This window comes from Candidatus Woesearchaeota archaeon (assembly GCA_030651135.1).
In the GTDB taxonomy this organism is placed as follows: Archaea; Nanobdellota; Nanobdellia; order Woesearchaeales; family JACPBO01; genus JACPBO01.
Map to the genome: position 1 here is coordinate 213,012 of JAUSCS010000013.1, position 26,246 is coordinate 239,257.

General features: G+C 36.8%; 30 protein-coding genes and 2 tRNA genes. 14 read left to right on the forward strand and 18 right to left on the reverse strand.

Annotation, left to right across the window (positions count from 1 at the left end; genetic code table 11):
• Nucleotides 1-9 precede the first annotated feature (9 nt).
• Together Q7J54_07830 and truD are read right to left on the reverse strand one after the other, a co-directional pair.
• Nucleotides 10-963: a DUF4921 family protein gene (locus tag Q7J54_07830; GenBank protein MDO8741444.1), complete on the reverse strand. Its 954-nt coding sequence runs from the start codon at nucleotides 961-963 to the stop codon at nucleotides 10-12.
• Nucleotides 964-1,003: 40 nt separating this feature from the next.
• Nucleotides 1,004-2,029: a tRNA pseudouridine(13) synthase TruD gene (truD, locus tag Q7J54_07835; protein ID MDO8741445.1), complete on the reverse strand. Its 1,026-nt coding sequence runs from the start codon at nucleotides 2,027-2,029 to the stop codon at nucleotides 1,004-1,006.
• A gap of 52 nt (nucleotides 2,030-2,081) precedes the next feature.
• On the opposite strand from truD, the gene Q7J54_07840 reads away from it, so the two are divergent.
• The 3 genes from Q7J54_07840 to Q7J54_07850 all read left to right on the forward strand — a co-directional run bounded on the left by Q7J54_07840 (nucleotide 2,082) and on the right by Q7J54_07850 (nucleotide 4,268).
• A tRNA-Arg gene (locus tag Q7J54_07840) sits at nucleotides 2,082-2,188 on the forward strand.
• Nucleotides 2,189-2,197: 9 nt separating this feature from the next.
• Nucleotides 2,198-3,172, forward strand: a complete 975-nt coding sequence (locus Q7J54_07845) for a lysylphosphatidylglycerol synthase transmembrane domain-containing protein (GenBank protein ID MDO8741446.1) — start codon at nucleotides 2,198-2,200, stop codon at nucleotides 3,170-3,172.
• 1 nt (nucleotide 3,173) lies between these two features.
• Nucleotides 3,174-4,268, forward strand: coding sequence for a hypothetical protein (locus Q7J54_07850; protein MDO8741447.1), 1,095 nt, complete (start codon nucleotides 3,174-3,176; stop codon nucleotides 4,266-4,268).
• Nucleotides 4,269-4,296: 28 nt separating this feature from the next.
• Here Q7J54_07850 and Q7J54_07855 read toward each other — a convergent pair whose 3' ends face one another.
• A complete protein-coding gene (locus tag Q7J54_07855; GenBank protein ID MDO8741448.1) occupies nucleotides 4,297-4,647 on the reverse strand; it encodes a hypothetical protein in 351 nt (116 codons plus the stop codon).
• A 14-nt stretch (nucleotides 4,648-4,661) separates the two neighbouring features.
• The gene (locus tag Q7J54_07860) at nucleotides 4,662-5,009 is read right to left on the reverse strand and encodes a hypothetical protein (protein MDO8741449.1); all 348 of its coding nucleotides are present in this window, start codon (nucleotides 5,007-5,009) and stop codon (nucleotides 4,662-4,664) included.
• 130 nt (nucleotides 5,010-5,139) lie between these two features.
• Between Q7J54_07860 and Q7J54_07865 the strand changes: the two genes are divergently transcribed.
• The 5 genes from Q7J54_07865 to Q7J54_07885 are packed head-to-tail and all read left to right on the forward strand — an operon-like array spanning nucleotide 5,140 to nucleotide 9,097.
• Nucleotides 5,140-6,102, forward strand: a complete 963-nt coding sequence (locus Q7J54_07865) for a winged helix-turn-helix transcriptional regulator (GenBank protein ID MDO8741450.1) — start codon at nucleotides 5,140-5,142, stop codon at nucleotides 6,100-6,102.
• A 40-nt stretch (nucleotides 6,103-6,142) separates the two neighbouring features.
• Nucleotides 6,143-6,856, forward strand: a complete 714-nt coding sequence (locus tag Q7J54_07870; protein ID MDO8741451.1) for a glycosyltransferase — start codon at nucleotides 6,143-6,145, stop codon at nucleotides 6,854-6,856.
• Nucleotides 6,856-7,908 carry a glycosyltransferase family protein gene (locus tag Q7J54_07875; GenBank protein MDO8741452.1) on the forward strand — a complete coding sequence of 351 codons (1,053 nt, stop codon included), beginning with the start codon at nucleotides 6,856-6,858 and terminating at the stop codon, nucleotides 7,906-7,908. The genes Q7J54_07870 and Q7J54_07875 overlap by 1 nt, the downstream gene beginning before the upstream one ends.
• A 1-nt stretch (nucleotide 7,909) precedes the next feature.
• Nucleotides 7,910-8,617 (forward strand): glycosyltransferase, encoded by a 708-nt coding sequence (locus tag Q7J54_07880; GenBank protein ID MDO8741453.1) that lies wholly within the window; start codon nucleotides 7,910-7,912, stop codon nucleotides 8,615-8,617.
• A gap of 42 nt (nucleotides 8,618-8,659) precedes the next feature.
• A complete protein-coding gene (locus tag Q7J54_07885) occupies nucleotides 8,660-9,097 on the forward strand; it encodes a hypothetical protein (GenBank protein ID MDO8741454.1) in 438 nt (145 codons plus the stop codon).
• Nucleotides 9,098-9,123: 26 nt separating this feature from the next.
• Here the strand turns inward: Q7J54_07885 and Q7J54_07890 are convergent, their stop codons facing one another.
• The 4 genes from Q7J54_07890 to ppdK all read right to left on the reverse strand — a co-directional run bounded on the left by Q7J54_07890 (nucleotide 9,124) and on the right by ppdK (nucleotide 13,052).
• Entirely contained in the window at nucleotides 9,124-9,522 is a 399-nt protein-coding gene (locus Q7J54_07890; GenBank protein ID MDO8741455.1) for a hypothetical protein, read from the reverse strand.
• 127 nt (nucleotides 9,523-9,649) lie between these two features.
• Entirely contained in the window at nucleotides 9,650-9,979 is a 330-nt protein-coding gene (locus Q7J54_07895; GenBank protein MDO8741456.1) for a hypothetical protein, read from the reverse strand.
• A 127-nt stretch (nucleotides 9,980-10,106) separates the two neighbouring features.
• Nucleotides 10,107-10,289: a DNA-directed RNA polymerase gene (locus Q7J54_07900; GenBank protein ID MDO8741457.1), complete on the reverse strand. Its 183-nt coding sequence runs from the start codon at nucleotides 10,287-10,289 to the stop codon at nucleotides 10,107-10,109.
• 114 nt (nucleotides 10,290-10,403) lie between these two features.
• The gene (gene ppdK / locus Q7J54_07905) at nucleotides 10,404-13,052 is read right to left on the reverse strand and encodes a pyruvate, phosphate dikinase (GenBank protein MDO8741458.1); all 2,649 of its coding nucleotides are present in this window, start codon (nucleotides 13,050-13,052) and stop codon (nucleotides 10,404-10,406) included.
• Between the two features lie 135 nt (nucleotides 13,053-13,187).
• Here ppdK and polX point away from each other — a divergent pair, with 135 nt between their 5' ends.
• The 3 genes from polX (at nucleotide 13,188) to Q7J54_07920 (ending at nucleotide 17,055) form a co-directional block, all read left to right on the forward strand.
• On the forward strand, nucleotides 13,188-15,038 hold the full coding sequence (gene polX / locus Q7J54_07910) for a DNA polymerase/3'-5' exonuclease PolX (GenBank protein MDO8741459.1): 1,851 nt from the start codon (nucleotides 13,188-13,190) through the stop codon (nucleotides 15,036-15,038).
• A gap of 408 nt (nucleotides 15,039-15,446) precedes the next feature.
• Nucleotides 15,447-16,472 carry a polyprenyl synthetase family protein gene (locus tag Q7J54_07915; protein ID MDO8741460.1) on the forward strand — a complete coding sequence of 342 codons (1,026 nt, stop codon included), beginning with the start codon at nucleotides 15,447-15,449 and terminating at the stop codon, nucleotides 16,470-16,472.
• 88 nt (nucleotides 16,473-16,560) lie between these two features.
• Nucleotides 16,561-17,055, forward strand: a complete 495-nt coding sequence (locus tag Q7J54_07920) for a hypothetical protein (protein MDO8741461.1) — start codon at nucleotides 16,561-16,563, stop codon at nucleotides 17,053-17,055.
• A gap of 24 nt (nucleotides 17,056-17,079) precedes the next feature.
• Here Q7J54_07920 and Q7J54_07925 read toward each other — a convergent pair whose 3' ends face one another.
• The 6 genes from Q7J54_07925 to Q7J54_07950 form a co-directional block, all read right to left on the reverse strand.
• Nucleotides 17,080-17,367, reverse strand: coding sequence for a hypothetical protein (locus Q7J54_07925; GenBank protein MDO8741462.1), 288 nt, complete (start codon nucleotides 17,365-17,367; stop codon nucleotides 17,080-17,082).
• Nucleotides 17,368-17,415: 48 nt separating this feature from the next.
• Nucleotides 17,416-17,736: a hypothetical protein gene (locus Q7J54_07930; GenBank protein MDO8741463.1), complete on the reverse strand. Its 321-nt coding sequence runs from the start codon at nucleotides 17,734-17,736 to the stop codon at nucleotides 17,416-17,418.
• Nucleotides 17,737-17,760: 24 nt separating this feature from the next.
• Nucleotides 17,761-18,300: a hypothetical protein gene (locus tag Q7J54_07935; protein MDO8741464.1), complete on the reverse strand. Its 540-nt coding sequence runs from the start codon at nucleotides 18,298-18,300 to the stop codon at nucleotides 17,761-17,763.
• A gap of 131 nt (nucleotides 18,301-18,431) precedes the next feature.
• Nucleotides 18,432-18,845, reverse strand: a complete 414-nt coding sequence (locus tag Q7J54_07940) for a hypothetical protein (GenBank protein MDO8741465.1) — start codon at nucleotides 18,843-18,845, stop codon at nucleotides 18,432-18,434.
• Between the two features lie 151 nt (nucleotides 18,846-18,996).
• Nucleotides 18,997-19,341: a hypothetical protein gene (locus Q7J54_07945; GenBank protein MDO8741466.1), complete on the reverse strand. Its 345-nt coding sequence runs from the start codon at nucleotides 19,339-19,341 to the stop codon at nucleotides 18,997-18,999.
• Between the two features lie 65 nt (nucleotides 19,342-19,406).
• Nucleotides 19,407-21,266, reverse strand: a complete 1,860-nt coding sequence (locus Q7J54_07950; protein ID MDO8741467.1) for an ATP-dependent DNA helicase — start codon at nucleotides 21,264-21,266, stop codon at nucleotides 19,407-19,409.
• Between the two features lie 176 nt (nucleotides 21,267-21,442).
• Here Q7J54_07950 and Q7J54_07955 point away from each other — a divergent pair, with 176 nt between their 5' ends.
• On the forward strand, nucleotides 21,443-21,712 hold the full coding sequence (locus Q7J54_07955; protein ID MDO8741468.1) for a winged helix DNA-binding protein: 270 nt from the start codon (nucleotides 21,443-21,445) through the stop codon (nucleotides 21,710-21,712).
• A 92-nt stretch (nucleotides 21,713-21,804) separates the two neighbouring features.
• On the forward strand, nucleotides 21,805-22,818 hold the full coding sequence (locus Q7J54_07960; GenBank protein ID MDO8741469.1) for a hypothetical protein: 1,014 nt from the start codon (nucleotides 21,805-21,807) through the stop codon (nucleotides 22,816-22,818).
• A 37-nt stretch (nucleotides 22,819-22,855) separates the two neighbouring features.
• Here Q7J54_07960 and Q7J54_07965 read toward each other — a convergent pair whose 3' ends face one another.
• The 3 genes from Q7J54_07965 to Q7J54_07975 all read right to left on the reverse strand — a co-directional run bounded on the left by Q7J54_07965 (nucleotide 22,856) and on the right by Q7J54_07975 (nucleotide 25,262).
• Nucleotides 22,856-24,280: a DHH family phosphoesterase gene (locus tag Q7J54_07965; GenBank protein MDO8741470.1), complete on the reverse strand. Its 1,425-nt coding sequence runs from the start codon at nucleotides 24,278-24,280 to the stop codon at nucleotides 22,856-22,858.
• Nucleotides 24,281-24,282: 2 nt separating this feature from the next.
• Nucleotides 24,283-24,738, reverse strand: coding sequence for a 30S ribosomal protein S15 (locus Q7J54_07970; protein ID MDO8741471.1), 456 nt, complete (start codon nucleotides 24,736-24,738; stop codon nucleotides 24,283-24,285).
• Nucleotides 24,739-24,899: 161 nt separating this feature from the next.
• The gene (locus Q7J54_07975) at nucleotides 24,900-25,262 is read right to left on the reverse strand and encodes a hypothetical protein (GenBank protein MDO8741472.1); all 363 of its coding nucleotides are present in this window, start codon (nucleotides 25,260-25,262) and stop codon (nucleotides 24,900-24,902) included.
• Nucleotides 25,263-25,363: 101 nt separating this feature from the next.
• On the opposite strand from Q7J54_07975, the gene Q7J54_07980 reads away from it, so the two are divergent.
• Nucleotides 25,364-26,101, forward strand: coding sequence for a GTPase (locus Q7J54_07980; protein ID MDO8741473.1), 738 nt, complete (start codon nucleotides 25,364-25,366; stop codon nucleotides 26,099-26,101).
• A 40-nt stretch (nucleotides 26,102-26,141) separates the two neighbouring features.
• Here the strand turns inward: Q7J54_07980 and Q7J54_07985 are convergent.
• A tRNA-Gln gene (locus tag Q7J54_07985) sits at nucleotides 26,142-26,241 on the reverse strand.
• Nucleotides 26,242-26,246: the final 5 nt, after the last annotated feature.

A 26,246-nucleotide genomic window follows, 5' to 3' on the forward strand; every position in this document is an offset into this window, starting at 1 on the left:
AGAATACACTCATTTCTCTTTTCTGTAAAACTTCGCTGCCTTCTCCGGGCTTATTGTGTTCATCACGTCATTTGTTGAGAATTCAAACCCCGCCCAGTAGGCAATTCTTGGGGCGATCTCGACATGGAAATGAAAGTCATGCTGCGCCGGGGCGTAATGGAAGTACAGGTTGTAGGAATCTGTAACCTTCATCACCCTGTCTAAAATCAAATTTATTATTTCAGCAAGGCTATGAAATTCTCTGTCGGTAAAATCTGTAAAAGTCTTAAAGTGCTTCTTCGGAAAGATCCATGCTTCATAGTTGAAGCGCGAGGCATAAGGCGCAAATGCAATAAAGGATCCATTTTCTTTTATAAACCTCGGAGAATTCCTTTCCTGCTTTATTATCTTGCAGTACGGGCAGCCATAGTTCTTGTCCATATATGCATCGAAGGCATTAAGCTCCTCTCTGACAAGTGTCGGAATAATCGGATATGAAATGATCTGGGCATGTGAGTGCTGCAATGAAGCCCCTCCTTCTTTTCCTTCATTCTTGAAAACAACAACGTATTTTGCTTTCGGGTCCTTCAGCAGCTCTTTCACCCTTAATGCATACACCTTGAAGATTTCTTTTTGGTCTTCTATTGGAAGATCTGACAGCTGCTTTGTGTGAAAAGGAGTTTCAATGACTATTTCATGCGAGCCATAGGCAGATGTTCTTTCAAGGAAGCCGCGTGTTATTATATTCGCAGACCCTACCTTGCTCACAGCAGGAAACTTATTTGGAATAACCCTTGCGCTCCATTTGCCGTCTTTTGTCACCCTGTAAATTTCAGGCGGGGAGAGGTTTTCATGGCCAGGGCAAAATGGGCAGGTTTTCTGTGGCTCAATCCTCACAAGTCTTTTGAATTCCCTAGGCCTCCTTTTCCTGCCTTCAGTTATTATGACCCATCTGTCCAATAAGTAGTCTTTTCTTAATTCCATTTTGTATTCAATTCATTCTTTTAATCGTTGTTTAAATAGTTTATTGTTTTTTGAACAGGAAGTCAACTGCAACAGTCGCATAGCTTCCTTTTTGAAGGCTGAATTTTATTGTTATTTTTTCTTTGTTTTTATTTAGCTCATCTTTTTCTTTTTTAATAATTTTAAAGCCTTTAATCTTAATGAACAAATTTCTCAATCCGCCTTCAGAACTTAATTCGGGAAGAAACTTTAAAACAAAATCCCTCGGATTGATCTTTTCAGCTTCAAGGGTTTTTTTAATTATTTTTTTTAATTTTGGATTTTTAACGGCATCAAGATCCAAGCCAAATCCGATTAGCGGGATCTTCAGGTTTTTTTTATTTTTATAATTTTTCAAGAACACAGAAACAATATCATTCCATAAAAAGCTCTGATATGAGTGAATATACAGCCTTAAAACGCGCTTTGGAATGATCTTCAATGCAGCGTTATAGTTGTTTTTGTTATTTTCCAAAAAACCATTTATTTTTTCTTTCAGAAAGCCATCGTTTTCAATAATCAGCTCAATTGCTTCTTTAATTTTATTCTTTAGGATCAATTTTCCTATCTCGATGTTGTTTTTTGAGAATCTCTGCTCACCGTAATAATTCGGAATCTTTAATTTGTTGCTTTTTATCATTTTTGTATTTTTCAAAAATACATTTATCTCTTTTTTATCTAAATTCCTAATAATAATCTCAAAACTATTGCCTTCTAAATCGCCTAATGAGATTGGCTGGTCAGAATAACCAAGGAATTTCAGTTCGATATTTTTTATTTTCAGGTTGTTTATTTTTTCAAAAAAAGCATCATTGAAAATTTTAATAGAAACAATCTGTTCGGTTATTGCTTCTTTATCTTTATTCCCGGCATAACCTATTTCTTTATTTTTTATATTTAATGAATGAGAAATAAGCTCTATTGCTTCTGGAGTTGAACAATTTCTTTTTTTCAATAAAAAAACCCCGTGACTGCCTTTTTCTTTCAACTTGATATTGCTTATCTCCTTTACAGCAAAATCCTCAGGAATCTGCTTTATTCTGTACATAATCAGAAATAATCAAAAACTATTTAAAACCTTTACTAATAATATTGCATGTGGACCTGTAGCGCAGTCTGGTAACTTCAATGTTGGACAAATAGCGCGGCAGCCCCCTAAGCTGTAGGTCGGGAGTTCGAAACAAATGCGAAAGTCTCCCCAGGTCCGCTATTAAAAATGAAAAAATGGATCATAATCTCAACATTGATCGGCATTGCATTATTCATATCTGTCTTCTTCAGGCTTGGATTGGGCGATGTCATTGAAACATTCAAAAAAGCCAATTTCATTTACCTTATCCCTTACTTGATCTTTTTCATTGCAATATTCATAGGCATACAGTACAGATTAAAAATCATATTAAAAGCCCATGGCTTCAGCATAAGCCTGCTGAAATTGCTGCCAATAGGCTTTTCAGGGTTTGCAGTAAGCTATTTGACGCCAAGCGCGCAGGTTGGCGGAGAGCCAGTCAGGGCTTATCTTTTAAGCAAGCAGGGCATGAAATATTCCAAAGCTTTGGCATCTGCTGTTATAGATAAATCGCTTGAATTGAGCGTCAATGCATTCTTCGCTTTTGTCGGCCTGATCCTTTTTTTACTGAAATTTGCATTGCCAAGAAAGGCTGAAATTGTGATATCTTTCAGCATAGTGCTTCTTATTGTTTTCCTATTTGTTCTTTATTACAGGCTTGCCCGCGGGCTTGGATTTTTCAGCGAACTGTTCAGGATTCTGGGCTTTAACAGAATAAAATATAAGCACATCCTGAAAATAGAGAAGACAATACTGGATATGGAAAGCCACATAACCAAGTTCTTCAAGCACAAAACTAAAACATTGATATTGACTTTGCTTCTCTCGCTGTTTTTATGGATATGCATGTTTCTGGAGTACAAGCTGGCATTGCTCATGTTCGGCCTTGATGCATCATTCTATGTAATATTTCTCGTCATAACAGTTGTCGGAATTGCTTATATTTTTCCTATCCCGGCAGCTCTTGGGGTGCTGGAAGTCGGCCAAGCGTCTTTGTTCGCCATTATAGGCCTTCCCGTCAGCATTGGCGTTGCTGCAAGCATTCTGCTGAGAGCAAGGGATTTAACATGGACTTTTCTTGGTTTGATAAATCTGTTTTTGCACGGCTTTAAAAGAAAATAACATGAAACTGATTCATTTAAAAGAAGGATTTAGAATTTTTAAAAAAAGCTTGAAGAGAAGATTTTTTGGGGTTAAAAAATACAATGGGAGTGCTGAGCAGATATGCAGGCAAATAATCAAAGATTGCTGGAATGGAAGATATTTTCAGGCAAGCTCAGGCCATTTCTGCGAATTCTACACAAGGGATTTCGGTTTTTGCATTGAGGCATTGCTGAAACTCGGCTATAAAGATGAAATTAAAAAAACACTGGAATATGTCCTGAACATTTTCGAAAAAAACAGGAAAATAACAACAACTATATCGCCCGATGGAATTCCGTTTGACTTCCCTTATTACGCAGTTGACTCTGTTCCTTATCTTATAAGAAGCTTGAGGATTTTTAATGATAAAAATTTAATCATAAGATATAATGCTTTTTTAAATAAAGAAATAAAAAAATTCTATGAAATTGTCTTCGATAAGGAAAAAGGGCTTGTCAAGGAGAATGCCTGCTTTTCCTCGATGAAGGACTATTCTGTAAGAAAAAGCAGCTGCTATGATAATGTGATGGCTGCAATGCTCAGCAATGAATTAAAAAAAATAGAAATCCTGGAAAATCCTTTTAAGGACTATGACTTTAAAAAAACAATAAAAGAAAAGTTCTGGACTGGCTCTTATTTTCTTGATGACCTGTCCGGCTCAAGCCATGTTGCAGGAGACGCAAATGTCTTTCCTTTCTGGAGCAATGTTTTTGATGACAAAAAAATGCTGAGATCATCAATTGAAGCGATCCAAAAAGAAGGGCTTGACAGTCCGTTTCCGTTGAAATACACAGGTAATACGGAAAAATTAAGAATGATAAATGCCGAATTTTTTGTCCCCGGCTATGAAAGAAGCAGCATATGGATGCACATGGGCCCTTTGTTTATTGGCTTGGTTAAAAAAATAAATAAGAATAAAGCCGAAGATTATGTTCAGCAATACAGATCGCTTATTGAAAAATATAAAAATTATCCTGAAGTGTTTGATGCAGATGGAAAGCCGTACAAAACCCCTTTTTATTATTCTGATGAAGGGATGCTGTGGGCAGCTATGTTTCTGGATTTAATATATTAAAGGTGGCCATTTTATTTTTCTTATCAAATTATTTTTTATATGCTGAAATTCCAACTGCTCTTACTCCATTACAATAGGATAGAACATATTTCCCAACTAATTCTTTAGCTTTATCAACTCCGACATCATGCATTATCCCTTTTATGTCCTTCTTACAAAGATAACTCACACCTGCTGTTCCTAAATTAGAATCAAGCATAAGGTGTAAGCCATATAAGCCATAATCAGGTTCTCTTCCCATATATGCTTCTGTGATCTCGTTTTTTCGTTTGGTCAACAAACCTTCTTTTCTTAAATCCTCCAGTCTTGAATGATCTTCCCAAGTATTGCAGTGGTAATAAATTTTTGATTCGTTTTTTGGTTCTTTTGTTTTTTTCATTTTTTGCTCCAAGATTATTTTACAGGTTTTATTTCATATGGCTGTAATACAGCTCTTCCAGAGTCATCATATTTTAGCAAGTAAGGAACACCATTAATTTTCTCTATTGTTTCTTTTTCCCCATTTTGATCTAAATCGCTAACTGTTATTTCTATTTTGCTTGGCGGGATATATCTCTCTTGAACTTTATTTACATTAGGGATTGTACTAGAGGTACGGAGAGAATATATGATAGATGCGATGATGCTGATACCTATAGCTGTACAAAGACCAATACGCCCTATTCTCTCCATCGATTTAGATTCAGCTAGTTGTGTCTCTAATGATTCAATACGCTGATCAATTTCACTTTCTTCAGTCATTTTGTTTTCCTCCAAACTATTTATTCACTTAATAGTGATAAGTATATTCTAACAGATATATAAAACTTTTCATTGATTTTTTTACGATTTAACCAAAAAGTATATAAATAATAGTCAATTAGTAGGTTAAATGGCTTATAAATTAGATAAGAAAGATAGGCTAATCCTGTATCAGCTGGATCTCAACAGCAGGCAGAGCTTTAACCAGATCGCAAAAAAGGTAAAGCTGAGCAGGGAGGTAGTGCAGTACCGCGTCAAACAATTAGAAAAAGCAGGCATAATTAAGGGCTACCAAACTTTAATTGATGTAAGCAAACTGGGGTATCTTAATTGCAGATTCTTCATAAAGTTCCAAAAAGACACGCCTGATGAGGAAAACGAAGTTATTGAATATTATAAGAAACATCCAAGATTCTGGTGGGTTGACAGTATTGATGGCTTCAGAGACTTAGGAATTGCATGCTGGGTAAAAAACATGTATGAATTCTTTGAAATCAAAGAGGACTTAATAAAAAGATTTGGAAACTACATTTATGATTTAGATATTTCAGTTTATTATAAATTCCATATTTACAAGAGAACATATTTATTGGATGATAAAAAAATCGAATCCCCTCCGGCAAAAAGCATGTTTTCACCAGAAACAGCTGAATTTGATAACAAGGACATGGAAATATTGAGGTTAATCGCCCCAAACGCAAGGATAAGTTCTGTTGAAGTTTCGCAAAAAACAGGAATAAGTGTTTCTAATGTTAATTACAGGATTAAAAAAATGGCTGAAAGGGAGATTATTACAGATTTCAGGGTGATTATCGATTTAGGGAAAATCGGCTATTACTGGTATAAAATTGAAATGCAGTTAGATGACTTAAAGATTAAAAAATCCATGCTTGAATACTTCCATCAGCACCCCAATATAGTTTATGCATATGAAACAGTAAGTGATAATGATCTTGAAGTAGAAATGGAAGTGCAAAGCTATGAGGAGTTTAGAAATGTTTTAGGTGAAATAAGAAACCTATTTGGAAAGCACATTAAAAAATATCATCACTTATTGTGGTACAAGGAGCATAAATTTTTATTTATGCCTTAAACTAGATAGATTTAAATATTAAAAACAAAACAAAGAACACATGATCTCCATAATACTCCCCACATTCAACGAAGAGCATACAATAGAAAGCTCCTTGAGGCAGTTTATTAAGCTGAAAAAGAAATTTGACCTTGAGCTTATTGTTTCTGACGGCGGAAGCACAGATAATACAGTTAAGATCGCAAAAAAGCTTGTTGACAAGATTGTTGTCCATCAAAAAAGCTGGGTAAAAACAATATCGGAAGGAAGAAACAAAGGGGCAGCAAAGGCAAAGGGCGACATCATTATCTTCTTCGATGCTGATGTAAGGCTCGAAAATCCTGAGAAGTTTTTTAACGCTGTTATTGAAAAATTCAAGGATCCAAAAATAGTCGGTGCAACATGCAGGACTCGCGCTCATCTTGATGAAGAAAAAACATTCGACAGGATTTTCTATTCAACAATGTCAAGTTACATAATGTTTCTTAATTTTATTGGAGTGGGAGCTTCATGGGGATGCCAGATGGTGAGAAAAAAGACCTTTGATAAGCTTAAAGGGTACGATTGTTATCTTGTCGCAGGCGAGGATTTTGAATTTTTCCATAGGCTCGCAAAGGAGGGCAGAATATATTTTTTCAATAAGCTCATTATAAGAAAAAGTCCAAGGAGATTTAGGAAACTGGGATATCCAAGAGTGCTATGGCAATGGTTTTTAAACTACTTGTTTTCATTTTTTGGAAAAGCTTACTCAAAGGAATGGAAGCCAGTCAGATAATGACAAGAATAATCTATTCAGTGAATGGCGAAGGATTGGGCCATGCAACAAGAAGCAAGCCCATAATCGAGCATCTGCTCAAGAAGCACGATGTTAAGATCCTCGCAGGCTACAGGGCGTATGATTACTTATCAAAATTCTTTAAAGTTGACAGGATACACTCCCCAGATATAATCTACAAAAGGGATTCTGTCAACATAACTGCGACAGCATTGAAATGGATTTTATCTTTCCCGTTCATTACAATACCGACTCTCTTCAAAGTGATGTATATGTTTTTGAAATTCAAGCCTGACATTGTAATATCTGATTTCGAGCCTTATTCCAATTGGGCCTGCAATATTTTAAGGGTTCCTTCAATATGCTACGACAACCAGCACATTGTAACCAATGCAAAAGTCGAGTTTCCTCCAAGATATTGGTTCAGCGCATTCCTCGACACATTCATAATTGTAATGTTCATGGCATTTTCTGAATACTATCTTATAACAACTTTCTTTTACCCTGAAGTCAGGTCAAAAAGAACATTTCTTTTTGCGCCTATTGTAAGGAAGGATGTATTGAAATTGAAGCCGCAAAAGAAGGATCATTTTCTTGTTTACCAGACATCGCATTCTTATGATTATTTGATACCTATATTGAAGCAGCTGAAGAATGAAAAGTTCATGATCTACAAGTCAGCGCATCATGGTGTAGATCAAAATGTTGTTTACAGGGAGTTCAACGAAGAGAATTTCCTGGAAGATCTCAGGACATGCAAGGCGATAATAACAAATGGCGGCTTCAGCTTAATAAGTGAAGCGCTTTATCTCAAAAAGCCGATCTTGTCTGTTCCTGTAAGAGGCCAGTTCGAGCAGATCCTGAATGCAATCTATTTGGAGAAAGAAGGCTTTGGAAAGTTCTATGGGAAATTGAGCAAGGACGCTATTGAAAATTTTGTTAAGAATCTCGAAAAATACGAGAAGAGCCTCAAAAAGTTCAATAAGGTTGGGAATGAAGATGTTATAAGGAAGATGGAAGAGATAATAAAATCGCATAAAAATAAAACCTAAAATGATCACCATCATAATCCCGGCATTGAACGAAGAAGAGTATCTTCCTGTTTTATTGAAATCCATAGAAGAGCAGGGCTTAAAGGATTATGAAATAATAGTTGCTGACGCAGGATCAAAAGACAAAACAAGGCATATTGCAAAAAGCTTTGGGGCAAAGGTTGTAAAAGGAGGGCTGCCTGCAGCAGGAAGAAACAGAGGCGCTAACGCTGCAAAAAAAGAGCTACTGCTGTTTCTTGACGCTGATGTAAAGCTGCCAAAAGGATTTCTTAAAAAAACAATAGATGAGTTCCATAAAAGAAAGCTCGATGTTGCAACTTGCTTCTATAAGCCGCAGAGCAGGCATCTGGCAGATCATGCCATAATGAACATAATGAATGTCTGGACTTACTTATCGCAGTTCTTCTGGCCGCATGCAATCGGAGTGTGCATATTTGCAAAAAGCGATGTGCATAAAAAGCTCAATGGGTTTGATGAAACTATAAAGATAGCTGAGGACATGGATTATGTGAACAGGGCAGGGAAGATCGGGAAGTTCAGGGTAATGCATGCGCATCATGTGCTTGTTTCAATGAGGAGATATGAGAAGAAAGGCAGGCTTAAGATGGTAATTTCATATCTTAAAGGATTTTTCTATAGAATGTTGTTTGGCGAGATAAGGGATGGCAAAGTAATGGAATATGAATTTGGAAAATTTAAAAAGAAATAACTCATCGAAATCTATTTAAATTATCGTATATTAAATGATAATATGAGCCCCTTATTAATCTTTATTTGGATATTCATTGCAATGACTGCTGCAGCTTTTTGGGAATCTTATGCAGAAGGAAGAAACGCTTGGCATAAAGGTAAATTGGGCTGGAAAATAAAATTAGGCAATTCTTTTATATTGACTGCTTATCATTTTTATCTTTTTTGGATTATGTGGCCGATATTATTAACGCTGCCATTTATAATCTACGGATGGAATTTTAAATTATTCGGAGTTTTGGTCAGCGCATATTTTTCCGGACTCGTCTACCAAGACATTATGTGGTTCATAGTAAACCCAGTTGTAAATTTTTCAGAGCTGAATCCTAAATTTGCAAATTATTATCCTTGGATCAAGTTGGGAAGGTTCAAGGTACCGCTCTTTTATGCCGTAGAATTGTTCATAGCTTTTCTATCATGGTTTTTTATATGGAGGTAACTTAGGTGTTCGTAAGTTTTTACTTGTTATTTTTCCTTTGGCTTAAAAATAAATAAGAGAACAATATAAATCATCAATAAAATCATCTCAACAATCAGCTGAAGTTTTTTTGCCGGGGCGCCAAGCTGAACGAAATCAATCTTCCACAGTTGCCAGATATTGGCAATGACTGTAAGAATTCCTCCAACTATTACAACTTTGAGTGCATCAATATTTTTTATCGGATTTTTTGCAATAACAAACAATAACATTGAAATGACTATTGCGACTAATGCGACCATCGTGTCGTGGTATGGGGAATAAAGTTCTTTTACAAAGAAAGGGAAGATAGTTAAGCCAAAGAAATGGGCAATAGCCCCGATTAGATAATATATAGATCCCAGAATCAGTAATATTTGAAGGAATTTTGTTTTATTAAATGCCATGAAAGTTGTTCGCATTAAATTGTATATAAATGTTTCTAAAGGCAAATGAAAATGATTCTACTTCAGTAAGATGCCGTGAAAACGCCAACTAAGCAGCAATTAAAAATAGCTTACTCAATGAAGCCCATCAATAAATCTTCAATGACTTCATGATTTTATTGAGTTTTTCGTTAATTTGCTCAAATTCGTTTCTATATGGGTCTGATCTATACGAATCCTGGCTGGGCCTTCGTGATTCAGAATTTTCGCCTTTTCTAAAACAATCACTGCAAAAAACAGGCTTGTCTCTTATTGGCCTGAATGGAACCTGACATTGTTTCCCGCATTTATCGCAAGTAACATCATGCATTTCAAGAGGCCTTCTTTCAGAGCTACCTGAATCTCTTCTGTCAAACCTTGGCTCATCTGATCTTGAAGTTCTTCTTCCGAATTTACTTTCCCTATTGAAATTTTTCATTTTTCACCCATATTGTTGAATGTTTCACGTTCGTATATAAACTTATCTGTAAAGAGCGCTAATGCCAAACCCTCACATAACTGTTTAAGCTAAAAAACAAAAAAAATAATAAAAAAACTAAGAAAAACTAAAATCTTTTCTTCCTTTTCATGAAGCAGTCTTTGCAAAAAACTGGCTTGCCTTCGGTTGGCTTGAATGGAACTTCGCATTCCTGATTGCATTCCGAGCAAGTTGCCTTATGCATTTCCCTTGGTCCAAAATCTCCTCGTGGCCCAAAATCTCTTCTGGGTTCCCTATTAAATTCTCCCATTTTCGTTCGTTCCTCCTCGTATATTATTGGCATAAAGAAAACATTGAAAAAGTAAATTTTCAAAGCCTCCCCTATGCTGTTACGCAGAAAAGCCCTTTGTTTTATAAATCTTTGCTATTTTGTCACGCTCGCCTTGACATTCTTCTCCTTCAAAGCAGCCTGGGCAGCAGCCAATATCGCTATCGGCACCCTGAATGGAGAGCAGCTCACATAATCCAGGCCAAGCTCATGGCAGAACTCAACTGAGTTCGGGTCTCCGCCATGCTCCCCGCATATTCCTATTTCAAGCTCATGATTCGCTTTTCTTCCCTTTTCAATGCAGAGCTTCATCATTCCGCCCACTCCTCTCCTGTCAATTGTCTGGAATGGGTCCTTTTCAAATATCTTCTGCTCCACATACTTTGGAATAAATTTGCCTGCATCGTCCCTTGAAAAGCCCAATGTTGTCTGCGTCAGGTCATTTGTCCCGAAAGAGAAGAATTCAACTTCTTTTGCCAAATCATCAGCAACAATGCATGCTCGAGGCAGCTCAATCATTGTTCCGATCTTGTAATCAACCTTTACTCCTGATTTCCTGATAAGCTCATCTGCTATTCTCTTCACCATTGGCTTTAAATTCAGTATCTCTTCATTAAAGCCGACAACAGGAATCTCAATCTCAGGAATTGCCTTTCCGCCTTTTTTATTGACTTCAATTGCAGCATTTATTATTGCCCTGACCTGCATTTCAGAGATCTCAGGATAAACAACACCTAAGCGGCATCCTCTAAAGCCAAGCATTGGATTGAATTCATGCAGTGATATGACTTTATTCTTTAATTTTTCAACAGGCACTTTCATCTCCTTTGCAATCTCTTTTATATCCTCTTCTTCTTTTGGCAAAAACTCGTGCAACGGAGGATCAAGCAGCCTTATTGTAACTGGGTAGCCGCTCATAACCTTAAAAATTCCTATAAAATCTTCCTTCTGCATTGGCTCTATTTTTGCCAATGCCCTCTTCCTCTCTTCAGCAGTTTCTGCCAGAATCATCTCTCTCACTGCTTTAATCCTGTCTTCCTGGAAGAACATATGCTCTGTTCTTGTCAAGCCAATTCCTTCTGCGCCGAATTTCCTTGCCACTTCGCTGTCATGCGGCGTATCTGCATTAGCCCTTACTTTCAATTTTCTTACTGCATTCGACCATTCCATCAAAATTTTGAATTCGCCCTTTAATTCCGGATCAACAGTCGGAACCTTGCCAAGAATAACTTCGCCTGTATTTCCATTCAAAGTTATGTAATCGCCTTCTTTTACAACTTCACCGCCAACAACAAACTCGCCTTCATCTTCTTTTACAATAACTTTTTCACATCCTGAAACGCAGCATTTTCCCATGCCTCTTGCTACAACTGCAGCATGTGAAGTCATTCCGCCTCTTGCAGTCAATATTCCTTCTGCGGCATTCATTCCTTCAATATCTTCAGGAGAAGTTTCCTGCCTTACAAGAATAACCTTTTTGCCGTCTTCAGCCCAGTCATGGGCTCTTTCAGAATTAAAAACAGCCTGGCCAACAGCTGCTCCTGGAGACGCTGGCAGGCCTTGCGCAATAACTTTCATTTTAGCTTTTGGATCAATTGTTTTGTGCAATAACTGGTCAAGCTGCTTTGGCTCGAGTCTCATCAATGCTTCATCTTTAGTTATAAGCCCTTCTTTCACCATATCAACTGCAATCTTAACTGCAGCCTGCGCTGTTCTCTTTCCGTTTCTTGTCTGCAGCATGTATAATTTTCCTGTTTCAATTGTAAATTCAATGTCCTGCATGTCCTTATAATGTTTTTCAAGCTTATGATAAATTTCTTCAAGCTGCTTGTAAGCATGCGGCATTTCTTTTTTCAAATCAGTTATTGGATGCGGAGTTCTTATTCCTGCAACAACATCTTCTCCCTGCGCATTCATCAGATATTCGCCGTAAAAATGATTATCTCCTGTACTTGGGTTTCTTGTAAAGGCAACTCCTGTGCCGCAATCATCGCCCATATTGCCGAACACCATTGTCTGCACATTGACCGCTGTTCCTAGATTGTTTGGAATGTCGTTCAATCTTCTGTATGTTATCGCCCTTTCATTGTTCCACGAGTTGAAAACAGAATCAATCGCCATCTTCAGCTGCTTTTTTGGATCTTCCGGGAAATCTATGTTTGCTTCCTGCTTTATTGCTTTCTTATACAGGCTGATGATCTCTTTGAGCTCTTCAATATTAAGCTCTGTGTCTAATTTTATTTTCCTCAGATTTTTCACTTCATCAAGAACTGATTCAAAAACCTCGCGTTTTACTCCTAAAACAACATTGCCGAACATCTGGATGAATCGCCTGTAGCTGTCAAGTGCAAATCTTTCGTTTCCGGTTAATTCTGACAATCCTTCAACTGCATCTGGGTTTATTCCGAGGTTAAGGATAGTGTCCATCATTCCCGGCATTGAGAATTTTGCCCCAGACCTTACAGAAACAAGCAACGGATTTTTATCATCTCCGAACTTCTTGCCTGTTTTCTTCTCCAGCTCTTTCAGCTTTGTCTCAACCTGGTCCATTGCTCCTTCAGGATATTTTTTTCCAAGCTTGTAGAACAAAACACATGCTTCTGTTGTTATTGTAAATCCAGGCGGAACTGGAATTCCTAGATTTGTCATCTCAGCAAGATTAGCTCCCTTGCCGCCAAGAAGATCCTTCATCTTTGCATTTCCTTCTTCAAATGCATAAACATATTTTTCAGTATTGTTTGCCATTTTAAATCGCCTTTTGTATTAGATGCGGATTATTACTAAATTCAGAATGGGCGGTTTATTTATAAAGATTGTGGTGGTTTTTTATGCTTTATTTTTAGAAATTTTTATAAACAAGCAAAATAAATAACAAAAATAATGAAAAACCTCGAAATCGCAGCATTGTTCTATGAAATAGCAGATATGCTCGAAATGCAAAATGTGCAGTGGAAGCCTCAGGCATATAGAAAGGCTGCAAAAGGATTAGAAGCATTAGGCGAGGATGTTGAGGAGATCTATAAAAAAGAAGGCATAGACGGCTTCAGAAAAATTCCCGGTGTCGGCGAAAATCTTGCCCTGAAAATAGAGCAGTACATCAAGACAGGCAAAATAAATGAATATGAAAAATTAAAAAGATCAATGCCTGCTCATCTTAATGATCTGATGGCAATTTCATCTCTTGGCCCGAAAAAAGCCATTATTCTGAATAAAAAATTAGGCATTAAAAGTGTTGGTGATTTAGGAAGAGCGATAAAACAGCACAGGATTGCAAAATTATTTGGGTTCGGGGCAAAAACAGAGGAAAACATTTTGAGAGGAATTGAGCTGATGAAAAGAGGCCAGGAGAGAAAATTGCTTGGTATTGTGCTGCCAATTGCCCGCGATATTGCTGCTAAATTAAAGAAACTGAAAGAGGTTGATAAGATTGAAGTCGGCGGCAGCATCAGAAGAAGAAAAGAAACAATAAGGGACATTGACATTTTAATAACATCAAAAAAGCCCGCTCCTGTGATGGATCTTTTCACATCTCTGCCTGATGTTGATAGAGTTTTAGCTAAAGGCATTACAAAATCTTCAGTTATCTTAAAAAACAATATGCAGGTTGATTTAAGGGTTCTCGATCCAAAATGTTTTGGCGCAGCATTGCAGTACTTTACAGGCAACAAAGAGCACAACATAATATTAAGGGAAAGGGCAATCAAAAAAGGATTAAAGTTAAGTGAATATGGCTTGTTTAACAAAAAGACAAACAGATTAGTCGCTGGCAAAACAGAGGAAGAAGTCTATAAAAAATTAGGTTTGCCTTATATCGAACCAGAGTTAAGAGAAAATACAGGCGAAATAGATGCTGCATTAAATAAAAAACTGCCTAAAGTAATCGGCTATAATGACATCAAAGGGGATTTGCACGTGCACAGCAAATATTCTGATGGTGATGACAGCATAGAAGATATTGCGAATTACGCCAAAAAAATTGGTTACGAATATATTTGCATTTCAGACCATTCCAAAAGCCAGCATATCGCGCATGGCCTTGATGAAAACAGATTGTTAAAGCAGATTGATGAAATTAAAAAAATAAACAAAAAACTGAAAAATTTCAGAATACTGATGGGAAGCGAAGTTGATATAAAATCAGACGGCAGCCTGGATTTCAGCGACGATATTCTTAAAAAATTGGATGTTGTTATTGCATCTGTCCATTCTGGGTTTAAATCTCCAAAAGAAGAAATGACAAACAGAGTTGTTAAAGCCCTTAAAAATGAAAATGTTGACATCTTCGGCCATCCAACAGGAAGGCTGATCAATGAAAGAGAGCCTTATGAAATCGATCTTAATGAAGTCTTTGATGTTGCAAAAGAAAGAAAAAACCTCTTTTTGGAGATCAATGCTTCTCCTTCAAGAATGGATCTAAATGATGCAAACATAAAACTGGCAGTAAGCAAAGGGTTAAAATTGGCAATAAACACAGATTCTCACAGCATAATGCAGCTTCATTATATGGAGCTAGGCATAGCAGCTGCAAGAAGAGGATGGGCTGAAAAGAAAGACATTATTAATTGCCTCGGATTGAAAGAAATAATGAAAATCTTCAGAATAAGTAATTATCTTAATTCCGCGCCTTCTCTGGCTTCAACAGCAACTTCACTGCTTACAATCCTTCCCGAAAGAAAGTCTAAAATTTTTCTGCCGCCCCGCCTTAATGACCATCTAGTTCCTCTTAAGTAATCATCCAAATAGTTAGCTCCTTTTGATTCGACAACAGCAGGCGGCCCAGTGATGTCAAGAAAGGGCTCTATGACTTTTTTTATATTTTCTGCTTCTCCCCTTAAATGAACCGAGTACCTTGAAAGAGGAAGATTATAAAAATAATCCTGCCGCCCTTCTTCTGTAGTGATCCAGTATTCAACTCCTTCTTGTTTTAGTTTATCACCCACTTCTTTTAATGCTTCAAAAAATGCAATATGATCATCAATTCCAGAAGGGCATTCATAAGTCACATAAAATTGTTCCATATTAAAATAGAATTATTTAAAACTATATAAATTTAACGGCACGGCTCTGTCATAACTCGAAAATATATAAATTTCATTACTCTCAGATAGTTTTAAAAAGATAAAGCTCTTCTTGTGGGATGTGAAACAATATTTAGATGACAAGCTATTAAGGATTGAAAAAAGTTTGCAAAGATTTTATAATAAATTAAAATCCAGTGATTTGCTTGATAATTTAGCTACAATTGGGTCAATTAACAAGGATACTTTTAGAAAAGCGATTTATGAGCCATCAAAGGAGGCCGTAGTTGTTACTGGTGGAAAAAGGATAAGGCCTGTTTTGGTTTACCTTGCTCATGATATAGTTGGAGGATCATTCAAGCACATTGATGATTTGGCCATTCTTCCAGAATTTTCCCATAAGGGTTCTGTTGTTATTGATGATGTTGAAGATGAAGCACAAAAAAGAGATGGCAGAGATCCTCTGTATAAATCTCATGGAGTATCAATCGCATTAAATACGGGTAATTTTCTTTATTTTGTTGTGAAGTTAGTTTTGGATGGAGTTGAGATAGATGAAAAAAGAAAATTAGAAATTCTGCAAGATTATTTTCATGGTGGATTAATCGCACATATTGGACAAGGTTCAGATATATATTGGAGAGAAACGCAAACATTACCGACAGAACAAGAATATTTACAAATGAATGCTTACAAAAATTCTACATTCAGGTTTGCTACCAAACTAGGAGCAATTTCAGGAAATGGAACTAAAGAACAAAAAAGAAGTTTAGAAGAAATTGCGGAAGCTACAGGAACCGCTTATCAACTAAGAGATGACTTGTTAAGTTTAGAAGAAAATGCACATGATTATGGAGATGATATTACAGAAGGAAAAATTAGTTTAATGGTTTTGAGAACATTGCAGAATCAAGGTAAAAATGCAGAAAGGTTAAGGAGCATTTTATCTTCAAAAACAAGAACTCCGGCAGTGATAAGGGAAGCGATTAACATAATGAAGAATAACGGTTCAATTGAATATGCAGAACATACAGCAAGAAATTTGGTTGATAAGGCTAATGAAAAATTATTCAAAGAATTTCCAGAATCAAAATACAGGAAACTTTTTTCACAATTTATTGAATACGCAGTCTCACGAAAGAAATAAAAAATATTTTTAGATAACGGGCTGTAATAAATTTCTAAGTGCTACCACTACCGAAAAGTATTTATATCTATTGATTTCTCTAAACACAATGGCAAACCAAGAAGAATTAGATGCTATTAAGATTTATGAAAGGGCAAGTTCAGATATACGAAGAGAAGAAGACGTATTATTTAGGGAGCTAAATGTCGAGTATGAAAGCTTCAATGATATTTTTAAAGCACTTGCATTTGGGATGAAAGAAATCTACGACCCAAACATCTATTTTAATTATAAGCGGCTAAAAGGAGAAAAGCGGCTAAATTGCCTTACTCATGTTGATCTTGGGCTTTTAGTTATGGATAAGGCACTTTCTTTAAAACCAGACGGAATGATAGGAAAAGAGGAGTATTTAGCTGCGGTACGCGAAGCTTACAATGAAGTGGGTTTTGAAAATGTGGAAATATTGCTTGGAATAGATGATTTATCATTAGAGCTTGAAAAAACCATCGAAGAAGAAAGGCTAAGGCCATCTGAACACAGGAATAACATTGTAACAACGATCTATAAAAGATTTTTTGAATACATAACTAACAGTTCTTTATAGCAATTAAAAACAAAGACATAAGAATTATTCTTCCTCTTCCCCTGTCTTCTTTCTAACAAACTCTTTTGCGCATGTAGTAGAGCAAAACCTGTGGATCTTGCTGCTGATCTCCTCTTCAACAAAGCTTACTCCAAGGACTTTGCCGCAGTTCCTGCACTTGGCTCCCTGGCCTCCTGCTTCTGCGCCTTCCATAAACCCTTCTTCCCATGGCTCTATCTCATCATCATCCATTTCTTCTTCTCTTCCTTCTGCGGAATAGATGTCCTTGTCTTCGTCATCATCTGCCATGAAAAGAGAAATTTCGGTTTTCATATATAAATATTTGTGTTTTTAAAAAATTTTATAAGAAAAAAATAAAAATTATCTTGTCTGGTTGCTGCCAGTTTGGTTGCTTGTTTGCCTGACGCATTTTCCAGCAACACAGCCATTCGGGCAGGTATAATTCAGCCATTTGTACTGGGTTCCGCTGCAATAGCCTTCTTTCAATATAACGGGGCCAATGCATATGTCAGGGTAAGACACTGCTCCGACTTTAACGATCCCTTTTGTGTAATAGCTGATGCCGTCGCTGTCGCTGCAATTCTTAATTATTTTTAAAGCTTCTCCCGTTGTACATCCAGCTAAAACAAATATCAAAGCCAATAAAGGAATCATTCCGAACAACAGAGTTCTTGTTTTCATATTTTGCACCTTCTTTTTTATCATTTAATCTTTAAAGCAAGCGCCAGCATCGCAGCCGTCAAATCCATAGGCCTTGCAGCTGTACTCCACAAAATCGCATGACTTGGGATCCTGCAATAACGGCGAGCAGTAATAATCAACCAAATAATCTCCCTTGCAGTAATCAGCATTAACATCTGCGCCCACAGTGCAATTTCCTTTAGTTGCAAGCCTGTCATGAATGCTGCCAAACCAGTCTTCATCCACGCATGCCTCATTTGTTGCAGAAATGCAGGCGCCATCTTTGCAGCCGGCAGCGCAGACATATGTTCTTGAAATAGCTGCATTGCCATCGCAGTAATATTCTGTAAGCGCATCTGAATCAATGCATTTGTCTTGATAGTCTTTTCCCCTATAGCTCACTGTTCCAATGCTGTAATAATTGATTCCGCTGTCGCTGTCTTTGCAGGCAGCATACTGGATTTTTATAGCCTCGCCTGTAGGCTGACCTGATTGGCAGGCAGCCAAAACAAAAACTAGCGCAAATAAAGAAATGCCAAGAATTAGCAGCCTCTTGTTTGTCATTTTCATAATCTTTACTTCAGCGATATTTTAATCTTTCGTTTTTCTCTGGATAATGAAGGCCCCCTGATAATTGTTATGGGGGTGGTTTACAAGAAGTAAATCCAGGGGGCCGATGCCAAAAAGCGCGATCTTCATTTTGAGCTTCTCACCTTAAACGGCGGCTTGTCCATTTCCTTGGACCACATAACTCCGATCTCCATCATCACTTCTTTAAATTTCCTTGATACCTTGTAAGTTTTCTTGTACATGTCATAGTCTATCAATCCCATTGCTTTCATTGGAGTCAATATCCTGTCGTAAAACTGCCTTTTGTTATAGCTCAGCTTCACTTTTTTTCCCTTGAATTCGGGCTCATCAATCTCTGCCACTAAATTGCCTTCATGCAGCTGATTTGCGAACATAGACATCTCTGTCTTGCCTATCTCGCCGTCATTCGTTTTCATGTGGTCGATCAGCAGCTTTGCCACTATCTTCTGCTGGCTTGTAGCAAAGATCACTTCAAATATATCTTCAGGTAAATGAAACTGATCAAGTAAAATTACCATTATTGCCTGTTAAGAGAAGCTTATATATAAATGTTACGTTTTTGTATACTGGTGTGGTAATTAAGTACATTATACTGTAAGCCCAGCAAATCTGTGTTGTATTCAAATTACTAGCCGTGCCCTAAAAAACAAAATATAAAAAGAGCAAAAATTATTTTCTAGAAGCCATTAAAGCCTTTTTCATTAAAACTGCTTTTTGATGTTTTGATAAACGAAGATATTCAATTATTGCTCCTTTTTCAGGAAAAAGAACTTCCTCTCTACCTTCATAAAGAACAACTTTCTCTAGCCCTTTTATGTTTTTAATTAAATCATCAGGAATTTCTCCTCTTTTTGAAGGAAAAAAACTTTCAAATCTTTGCTCTCTCAAAAAATATCCCTTTTCTTTAATATCTGCATCTGGAGTACCGCATAGATGTTTTCCAAGTATACGTTGTGAGTCATCCCATACGACAATTTTTTGATATCTCCCTAAAATAACTCCATAATCGCCCATTGTATTAATTCCAAAGTGAAAACTAATATATAAATATTTGTTTTCTACAGCTCATCACACAAGAATTATAAACTAAAAAACTTCTTTATCTCTTCCATATACTCATTCGTCACCTTAAGATTCGTCTCATTCTCAAAGCACCTGAAATAAGTCGGCAAAATATATCTTTCTTCCAAAAATACAATAACGCCCTTGTCTGTTTCTGATCTTATGCATCTCCCTGCAGCCTGCAGGATTTTCTGGAGAGCAGGCAGTATATAGCCGTAATCAACGCCTTTCCCGAATTTCTCTTCATAGTATTTCATCAACTCCTTTATTTCAAGGCTTGGCTTCTGCAATGGCAGGCCGACTATTACAACAGCTTTCAATAAATCTGGAAGATCTATCCCCTCTGCAAAATTCGCACCGATAACAGCCAATAAAGTTGCACCGCCTTTATTTTTATAACTTTTAAATTTCTCAAGAAACTCAATTTTTTCTTTTTTGTTGAATTTCCTGTCTTCAATAAAAGTTGTTATCCTGCATAAATCCTTAAAAAATAAATTTACATTCTTCATAAGCTCATAGCTTGGGAAGAAAATTATTGAATTGCCCGGGACATTATTTGCTATATCCGCGCAAATGGCTGCAATCTTCCTGTACTGCTCTTCATTTCTTTTTGTGAATTTTGTTGTTGTCTGCGGAACAACCAGCATCAGTTTGTTTTTCTCCGGAAAAGGGCTTTTAAGGCTGGCTTCAACTGTCCCTTTTGGAAAGCCAAGCAGATCAGCATACATTGAAGTGGGAGTCAATGTGCCTGACATCATGATTGTTGAATGCGAATTGGCTATTACCGGCCTCGTTGTCAGCGAAGGATCAAGGCAGCGATAGGTTAATGCAATTGAAGGCCCGAATTTGGTATTCTTGTTTTCCAATATTCTTGTAAATCCCTCGTCATCGCCATGCCATGATTCCAGAAAATTTGCAACAGATCCTATAAAGCTCTTTTTTTCATTCTCCCTTATCTCTGTTCCAATCAGCTCAAGCTCTGCAGTTAATTCATCATAGTCTGCAAACTTCTTTGTTTTGTCAATGAATTCTTCTTTTTCAACAAGCTTCTCATGGTCAGTTTCAAGGTCTTCAGCCAGATCATTCAGCACATCCTGTATCTGCGATAATTTGGGTATTATATCCTTGTTGTTCTTCTTTGCCTCCTGTATTGCCCTTTTAATTGTAAAGCTCGAAATGATGCTTGTCATCAGCTCCCGCATCCTTGAAGGCAGGTTATGGCCCTCGTCAATTATTATTACGGATTTTCCAATCTCCTTGCCTGTTTTTGCAAAAAACGAATCCTGTATTTTTGGATTGAAAATATAATTATAATCTGTTATTATCACCTTGGAATTCTTGGCAAGCTCAATTGCAATCTCATAAGGGCATAGCTTTCTATTCCTGCAGAGCTCTATTATCCTTTCCGAGCTGCATGGGGAATCATTTTCAAGCTGATCTATTGCCTGCTTTGCCTCAACGCTCAGCTTTGCTTTTTTTGTGTTGACATAGAATTCGCATTTGTCATCTTTCCTCATTGATTTGCAGTAATCCGCAAAATCATTTGAGCCCAGATTTTCCACTTCCGGAAAAGAGCACATCCATTTCTTCCCGATTATGTCTGCTACTGTGAACTTCAGATCATATTTTTCTTTTATTTCCTTTAAGGTTTTTATTGCAATCTGATGCTGTGTATGCCTTGATGTTAAAAAGAAAACAGTCAGATCGTTTTTTATTGAGTTCTTTAAAGCAGGCGCCAATACTGCAGCTGTTTTCCCCAGCCCAGTCGGAGCATGGACGATCAGCTTTTTCCCGTTCATTATCGCATCATCAACCAAAGAAAGCATCTCTTTCTGGACATCTCTCACAGCGTCATAAGGGAATAAAAGATCTTTCATACAAAAAATGATTTGAGCGGGTTATTTAAAGTTTTATGTTTTGCATTTTAATTTGTAATATGTATCGAAAGATATATAATACAAACTATATTTTACAAAATAGTAATGTTTAAATATAGATATTAAATCACATTTACTATAATATACATCGAACTGGGGGCTTTAAGGTGATTTAATTGGATAACAAAAAAATATTCCATGTATTTTTCAGGGACAAGCCGACGCTGATGCTTATAGGCCTAAGGAATTCAAAATCTAAGATTTACGCTTCTAACCTTGCAAAATCAATTGACTGCACTTATTCGCATGTTGTGAAGATCCTGCAGGAAATGGAAAAAGCAGGCCTTGTGAACTTCGACAAGCAGGGAAGATTAAAGCTGCTGGCCCTTACAAAGAAAGGCGAAGAGATCGCAGAGCACATGGAAAAGGTAAGGAATTTATTGTAAGGTTTATGGGCGGTTAATGAGTGTTGAATACGATTAAAAAGGTGCCCCCCCTTAATAAACTTCATATATTTTAATCATTTTATCCAACTAATATGAAACACAATATCATAAAAAATAATGAAAAATATTCAAAGCAAGAATACAAAGAGGAAGAAGAATTAACTGACTTATTTACCAAAAACTATAGAAATATAATATCTGAAAAATCTCTTTTTATTAAAATAGAAAAACAGGTTAAAAGTAAAAATTTCAAAAATTTTAAACATTCAATTAGTGATGGCTTTCTGCTTGTATGGAATAATCCAACAACACCATCATTGTATATAACGGAGATTGAATTAGAAGAACATGATATTGATAGACACATTCTACCTCAATTAGGAAACTTCATTTCATTTATACAAAGTGCTTTAGCAGAAGAATTAAATGCAGTCAGGAACTTTTTATATGCTGAAATAAAGAAGAACAAGCAGATTTTTGATAAAATACAAAAAGACACAGGAAAGGAAGTGTATGAATTATTAGATAATTCAATGGAAGATTTACAAATCTTGTTGGTGATTGATAGGATTTCACCAGAATTAAGCATAGGTTTATCTCAAATAGAAAAAGCAATAAAGGTGAAGATTAGAAAAATGGAGATTTCTTTATTCACTAAAGATAAAGAAGAAGTCGTATTATTCAGTGATAGTGAGGTAGAAGTAACAGAAGAAGAAATCTCTACATCTAAAGAAAGATATGAGATGGAAGAATATACATTAGAATATCATACAGAAAATAAACCTGAAAAAACATCTGCTATGCTTAATTCATTTTTAGAACACCTCAAAACAAAGGAAATAAAAATCTCTCCAATGAAACACTATATTGGCTTTTTTAAGAATGATAAGATGATATTTTCATGTGTAGTTAGAAAAAACAGTTTAGTATATTATTCCAAATCAAAAATAAATGAATTCAAAACCGAAAATTATAAGATCCCTTTCAGGGATGTTAGATCAATAGGTCATTATACAAACCATTTACCTACAGAAATTGTTATAACAGAAACAGAACAAATAGGAGATTTAATCAAATATTTTGATGAGGTATTTAAAAAATATTAGGTGGCATTTTTTCAACTTCTTCAAATCCTTATTAATCTCACTCGCCAATCTTCTCTTCAATTGCATACCTTCTTAAAACGCTCTTTGCCGCTTCTATGAATTCATGCTCTTTTTCAGTCCTGATCAAAGCTCCTGCTGCCTGTTTGTGGCCTCCGATCTCAGATCCTTCTGCTTTGCCAACTATTTCCTCAATTATGTCCTTCAGATTCATATCATTAGCTTCATGCCCGGCAACTCTTAACGAAATCTTTGTCATTTTGCCGTCAGTCCTTGCCATTGAAAGAATAAGCGTGCCTTCCCTAAAGCCACCTGATTTAGAGATTATTGATGCCATTGTCCCTATCATGGTCGGCATTATATTGTCTTCTGCATTTATTATCATAAACCCATCTTCAGTCATTATATTTTTACTGCTCTTGTTTTCATCAAACCATCTCATCGCATTTACAATTTCTTTTTTGTATTCAGTCAGCTGCCTTATCGCTTTCAATTTTATTTTTTTATCATTCAAACAAGCGCCAATGCCAAGCGATGCTTTATTCAGTCTTCCGCAGGCATTCAATAAAGTTGAAAACTCCTTTGCATCCCTTAATGGAGATTCTTTCTCTTCTTCAACCAAAGTATAAACATCAGCAAAAATATCCTCGGGCTTTTTCTCTGACAATCTCCTCAAAATTATCCCAGTTGCTAATTTCTGCAAATCCTCTTCTTCAAGCCTTGAAAGCTTGTTCCAGTCCTTGCCTGTTTTTGCATCTACGCCGATATCATTAAGAAATTGTATAGCTCCGGATTCAGATCCTGTAACACCCGGGATAAACACATCAGAGCTGTATTCGAGAACTTTGTGCAGCGGCTTTGTCTCGCCGCCAAACACCTTTAACCCTCTTGTTACCTTTATCTTTCCCTGCTTCTCTGCTTCTCTCAAAATCTCCTCATTTAATCTTAAAAAACCATTATTGTTCTGTATGTCGCCGATTGCGCCGACAATTGCAATATGCGCCATATCCTTGTTTTTCTCATTCAATGTTGAAGCAAAAAGATAAGCCAGCCCTGCTCCTGCTATTTCCTTCGAGCCGTCTATGCCAAGAAGATGAGGGTTAATGAATGTCATATTATCATTAGTTTCAAATTCTTCAACCTCATGGTGGTCAAGCACGATTGTTGTTTTATTCGCAAGTGTTTTTTTGATTGCGTCTATCTGCCCTGAGCCAAGGTCGACAAAGAAATAATAGCTGTAATTTTCAGCAGCAAGCTCCTTGATAACATCCTGCGTCAGCTGGTGCACTATGGAAATAGAGTATTTTCTGTTAGCATTATTCAGCGCCCTTATCATAATGGAAGACGCGGCAATTCCGTCGGAATCCAGATGCCCTATAAGCCTTATTGTTTCATTTTTGTCCCACTGCCTGAAGCTTTCGACTGCTTTGGCTATCTCTTCCTTGAATTGCTCGTACTTGTCCATTTTTATTCTAAGTAAAGCTTTATGTTGCTGGGATCGTATGTCCAGCTTTCTGGCAATCTGCGCGATTTCTTATAGTACTTGACTAGCTTCTTGATTTTTGACTCTGTTATTGTCAGCCCTCTTTTTGCAGCCTCGTCTTTCTTATTTGCTTCGATATGCTTTCTGATAATGATTGATCTTTTGATGAGCGCCACAATATCCTCAGGAATTTCCTTCAGCAAACCCTTTTCTTTCAGAACAGCTGTTACATTTTTTTTCATCAGTGTTTTTATATCTGGAATTCCATAAGCATCCCTTAGAATAATGCCTATCTGAGACGATGTTTTTCCTTCTTTTGCCAATTTTGTAATCAGCAGTTCTACTTCCTTGTCCTTATAGCGGACCCAGCTTGATATTGCTCTTTTGCTTGGCCTTTTTGATCCAGCATGCCCTCTTTTCCTTGAATACATTCTTGCCATTTTGTTTTCTCCGAGACAATAAGAATCAGCTCTTTTGTCTCCAGTATAAGCAAGCCAGGGACATTAAATTGACGAAGTCAATTTATGGCGTCTCCCAACCGGCTTATCCCTCGATGCATTACAGAATTATCTTTTTATTTATAAATATGATGGTTTTTAACTTATTTAAATATCGTCTGCGCTTTTCTGCTGTAGCTCAATGGATCTTTCACCCTTAAAATTTCAAGGACGGTTGTGAAAGGCAGCAATTCTTTATTTATCTCTTCAAACAATCTCCTGCCTCTTGCTGTCAATGAAAGATTCTTGTTTTTATAGCTGACGATCTTCTTCTTTTCCAGAGTTTCAAGATGCTTGTATAATGTCCTTTCATCCCGCTCTGTAATGTGGGCTTTTTTGATCAGATCAATAAAAACAGCTTTTGAAATCGCAATCTCCAGCTGCTGCTCTTTCAGCTTCTTGTTCGCCTCAAGATACCAGCTGCCAAGAGAATACAAAATGAATTGTTGTTTTTTCGTAAGCCCCATAACCATACACCCCTTTATTGCAATTAAGCAGAGTTTATATTTAAATTTATCTTTTATAAATAGCTTTAAATAAGCCGGCGCATTCATTCTTAATTAACAAGATGAAAAAAGGATTTTCGAAAGCAACAGATGATGTTATCAGGAAGTCAGACATAGTCTTAGAAATACTGGATGCAAGGTATGTTTCCGAAAGCAGAAACCTAAAGACTGAGAATAAAATAAAGTCATATGGAAAGAAGCTCATTTATGTTGCGAATAAATGCGATCTTGTGGATAAAGATGTCCTTGAAAAACAGATGAAAGCGCTTAAGCCCTCTGCCTTTGTTTCCGCTAAAAAGCATTACGGAATGACTATTTTAAAAAAATTAATAATCAGGGAAAGCAATAAAATAACCGATCCTAAAGTGGGCGTAATCGGCTACCCGAATGTCGGGAAAAGCTCGATCATCAACATGCTGAAAGGCACAAAAGCAGCGATTACAGGCTCTATGCCGGGCATTACAAGGGGCCTGCAGCTTGTCCGCGCGGGAAAGATCATGCTGATCGACGCTCCCGGCGTAATCCCATTCTCAGAGAAAGATTCAACAAAGCATGCGCTTATGGGTGCAAAATCTTTTGTTAATGTTGAAGATCCTTCCTTTGTTGTCATGGACATCATGAAAGAAAGGCCTGGCTTGATCGAGGATGCTTACGGCGTTGCTGTTGATGATGACAAAGAAAAAACACTTGAAGAGATCGCATTGAAAACAAATGCAGTTATCAAAGGCAACAAGCCCGACATCAACAGAATTTCAAAAAGGATTCTGATGAGGATTATGAAAGCAGAGATTAAGGTTTAATGTTTGCTGATAAAGGGCTATAATTTTTAAGAAAAATTAGTAGCCCCGGGCGGATTCGAACCGCCGTCTCAGCCTCCAAAGGGCCGAATGAATTGCCTTCTCTAATAAATTAGAGAATTTGACCGCTACACTACGGGGCTGTAAG

Excerpts from the sequence above, each read along its gene's own strand:
- Q7J54_07865 (MDO8741450.1), top strand. The coding sequence starts at position 5,140 with ATGGCTTATAAATTAGATAAGAAAGATAGGCTAATCCTGTATCAGCTG.
- Q7J54_07885 (MDO8741454.1), top strand. The coding sequence starts at position 8,660 with ATGAGCCCCTTATTAATCTTTATTTGGATATTCATTGCAATGACTGCT.
- Q7J54_07935 (MDO8741464.1), bottom strand. The coding sequence starts at position 18,300 with ATGACAAACAAGAGGCTGCTAATTCTTGGCATTTCTTTATTTGCGCTA.
- Q7J54_07830 (MDO8741444.1), bottom strand. The coding sequence starts at position 963 with ATGGAATTAAGAAAAGACTACTTATTGGACAGATGGGTCATAATAACT.
- Q7J54_07860 (MDO8741449.1), bottom strand. The coding sequence starts at position 5,009 with ATGACTGAAGAAAGTGAAATTGATCAGCGTATTGAATCATTAGAGACA.
- Q7J54_07940 (MDO8741465.1), bottom strand. The coding sequence starts at position 18,845 with ATGGTAATTTTACTTGATCAGTTTCATTTACCTGAAGATATATTTGAA.
- Q7J54_07880 (MDO8741453.1), top strand. The coding sequence starts at position 7,910 with ATGATCACCATCATAATCCCGGCATTGAACGAAGAAGAGTATCTTCCT.
- Q7J54_07855 (MDO8741448.1), bottom strand. The coding sequence starts at position 4,647 with ATGAAAAAAACAAAAGAACCAAAAAACGAATCAAAAATTTATTACCAC.
- Q7J54_07930 (MDO8741463.1), bottom strand. The coding sequence starts at position 17,736 with ATGAAAACAAGAACTCTGTTGTTCGGAATGATTCCTTTATTGGCTTTG.
- Q7J54_07965 (MDO8741470.1), bottom strand. The coding sequence starts at position 24,280 with ATGGACAAGTACGAGCAATTCAAGGAAGAGATAGCCAAAGCAGTCGAA.
- Q7J54_07945 (MDO8741466.1), bottom strand. The coding sequence starts at position 19,341 with ATGGGCGATTATGGAGTTATTTTAGGGAGATATCAAAAAATTGTCGTA.
- ppdK (MDO8741458.1), bottom strand. The coding sequence starts at position 13,052 with ATGGCAAACAATACTGAAAAATATGTTTATGCATTTGAAGAAGGAAAT.
- Q7J54_07900 (MDO8741457.1), bottom strand. The coding sequence starts at position 10,289 with ATGGGAGAATTTAATAGGGAACCCAGAAGAGATTTTGGGCCACGAGGA.
- Q7J54_07950 (MDO8741467.1), bottom strand. The coding sequence starts at position 21,266 with ATGAAAGATCTTTTATTCCCTTATGACGCTGTGAGAGATGTCCAGAAA.
- Q7J54_07925 (MDO8741462.1), bottom strand. The coding sequence starts at position 17,367 with ATGAAAACCGAAATTTCTCTTTTCATGGCAGATGATGACGAAGACAAG.
- Q7J54_07845 (MDO8741446.1), top strand. The coding sequence starts at position 2,198 with ATGAAAAAATGGATCATAATCTCAACATTGATCGGCATTGCATTATTC.
- Q7J54_07875 (MDO8741452.1), top strand. The coding sequence starts at position 6,856 with ATGACAAGAATAATCTATTCAGTGAATGGCGAAGGATTGGGCCATGCA.
- Q7J54_07960 (MDO8741469.1), top strand. The coding sequence starts at position 21,805 with ATGAAACACAATATCATAAAAAATAATGAAAAATATTCAAAGCAAGAA.
- truD (MDO8741445.1), bottom strand. The coding sequence starts at position 2,029 with ATGTACAGAATAAAGCAGATTCCTGAGGATTTTGCTGTAAAGGAGATA.
- Q7J54_07890 (MDO8741455.1), bottom strand. The coding sequence starts at position 9,522 with ATGGCATTTAATAAAACAAAATTCCTTCAAATATTACTGATTCTGGGA.
- Q7J54_07870 (MDO8741451.1), top strand. The coding sequence starts at position 6,143 with ATGATCTCCATAATACTCCCCACATTCAACGAAGAGCATACAATAGAA.
- polX (MDO8741459.1), top strand. The coding sequence starts at position 13,188 with ATGAAAAACCTCGAAATCGCAGCATTGTTCTATGAAATAGCAGATATG.
- Q7J54_07975 (MDO8741472.1), bottom strand. The coding sequence starts at position 25,262 with ATGGGGCTTACGAAAAAACAACAATTCATTTTGTATTCTCTTGGCAGC.
- Q7J54_07920 (MDO8741461.1), top strand. The coding sequence starts at position 16,561 with ATGGCAAACCAAGAAGAATTAGATGCTATTAAGATTTATGAAAGGGCA.
- Q7J54_07980 (MDO8741473.1), top strand. The coding sequence starts at position 25,364 with ATGAAAAAAGGATTTTCGAAAGCAACAGATGATGTTATCAGGAAGTCA.
- Q7J54_07970 (MDO8741471.1), bottom strand. The coding sequence starts at position 24,738 with ATGGCAAGAATGTATTCAAGGAAAAGAGGGCATGCTGGATCAAAAAGG.
- Q7J54_07850 (MDO8741447.1), top strand. The coding sequence starts at position 3,174 with ATGAAACTGATTCATTTAAAAGAAGGATTTAGAATTTTTAAAAAAAGC.
- Q7J54_07895 (MDO8741456.1), bottom strand. The coding sequence starts at position 9,979 with ATGAAAAATTTCAATAGGGAAAGTAAATTCGGAAGAAGAACTTCAAGA.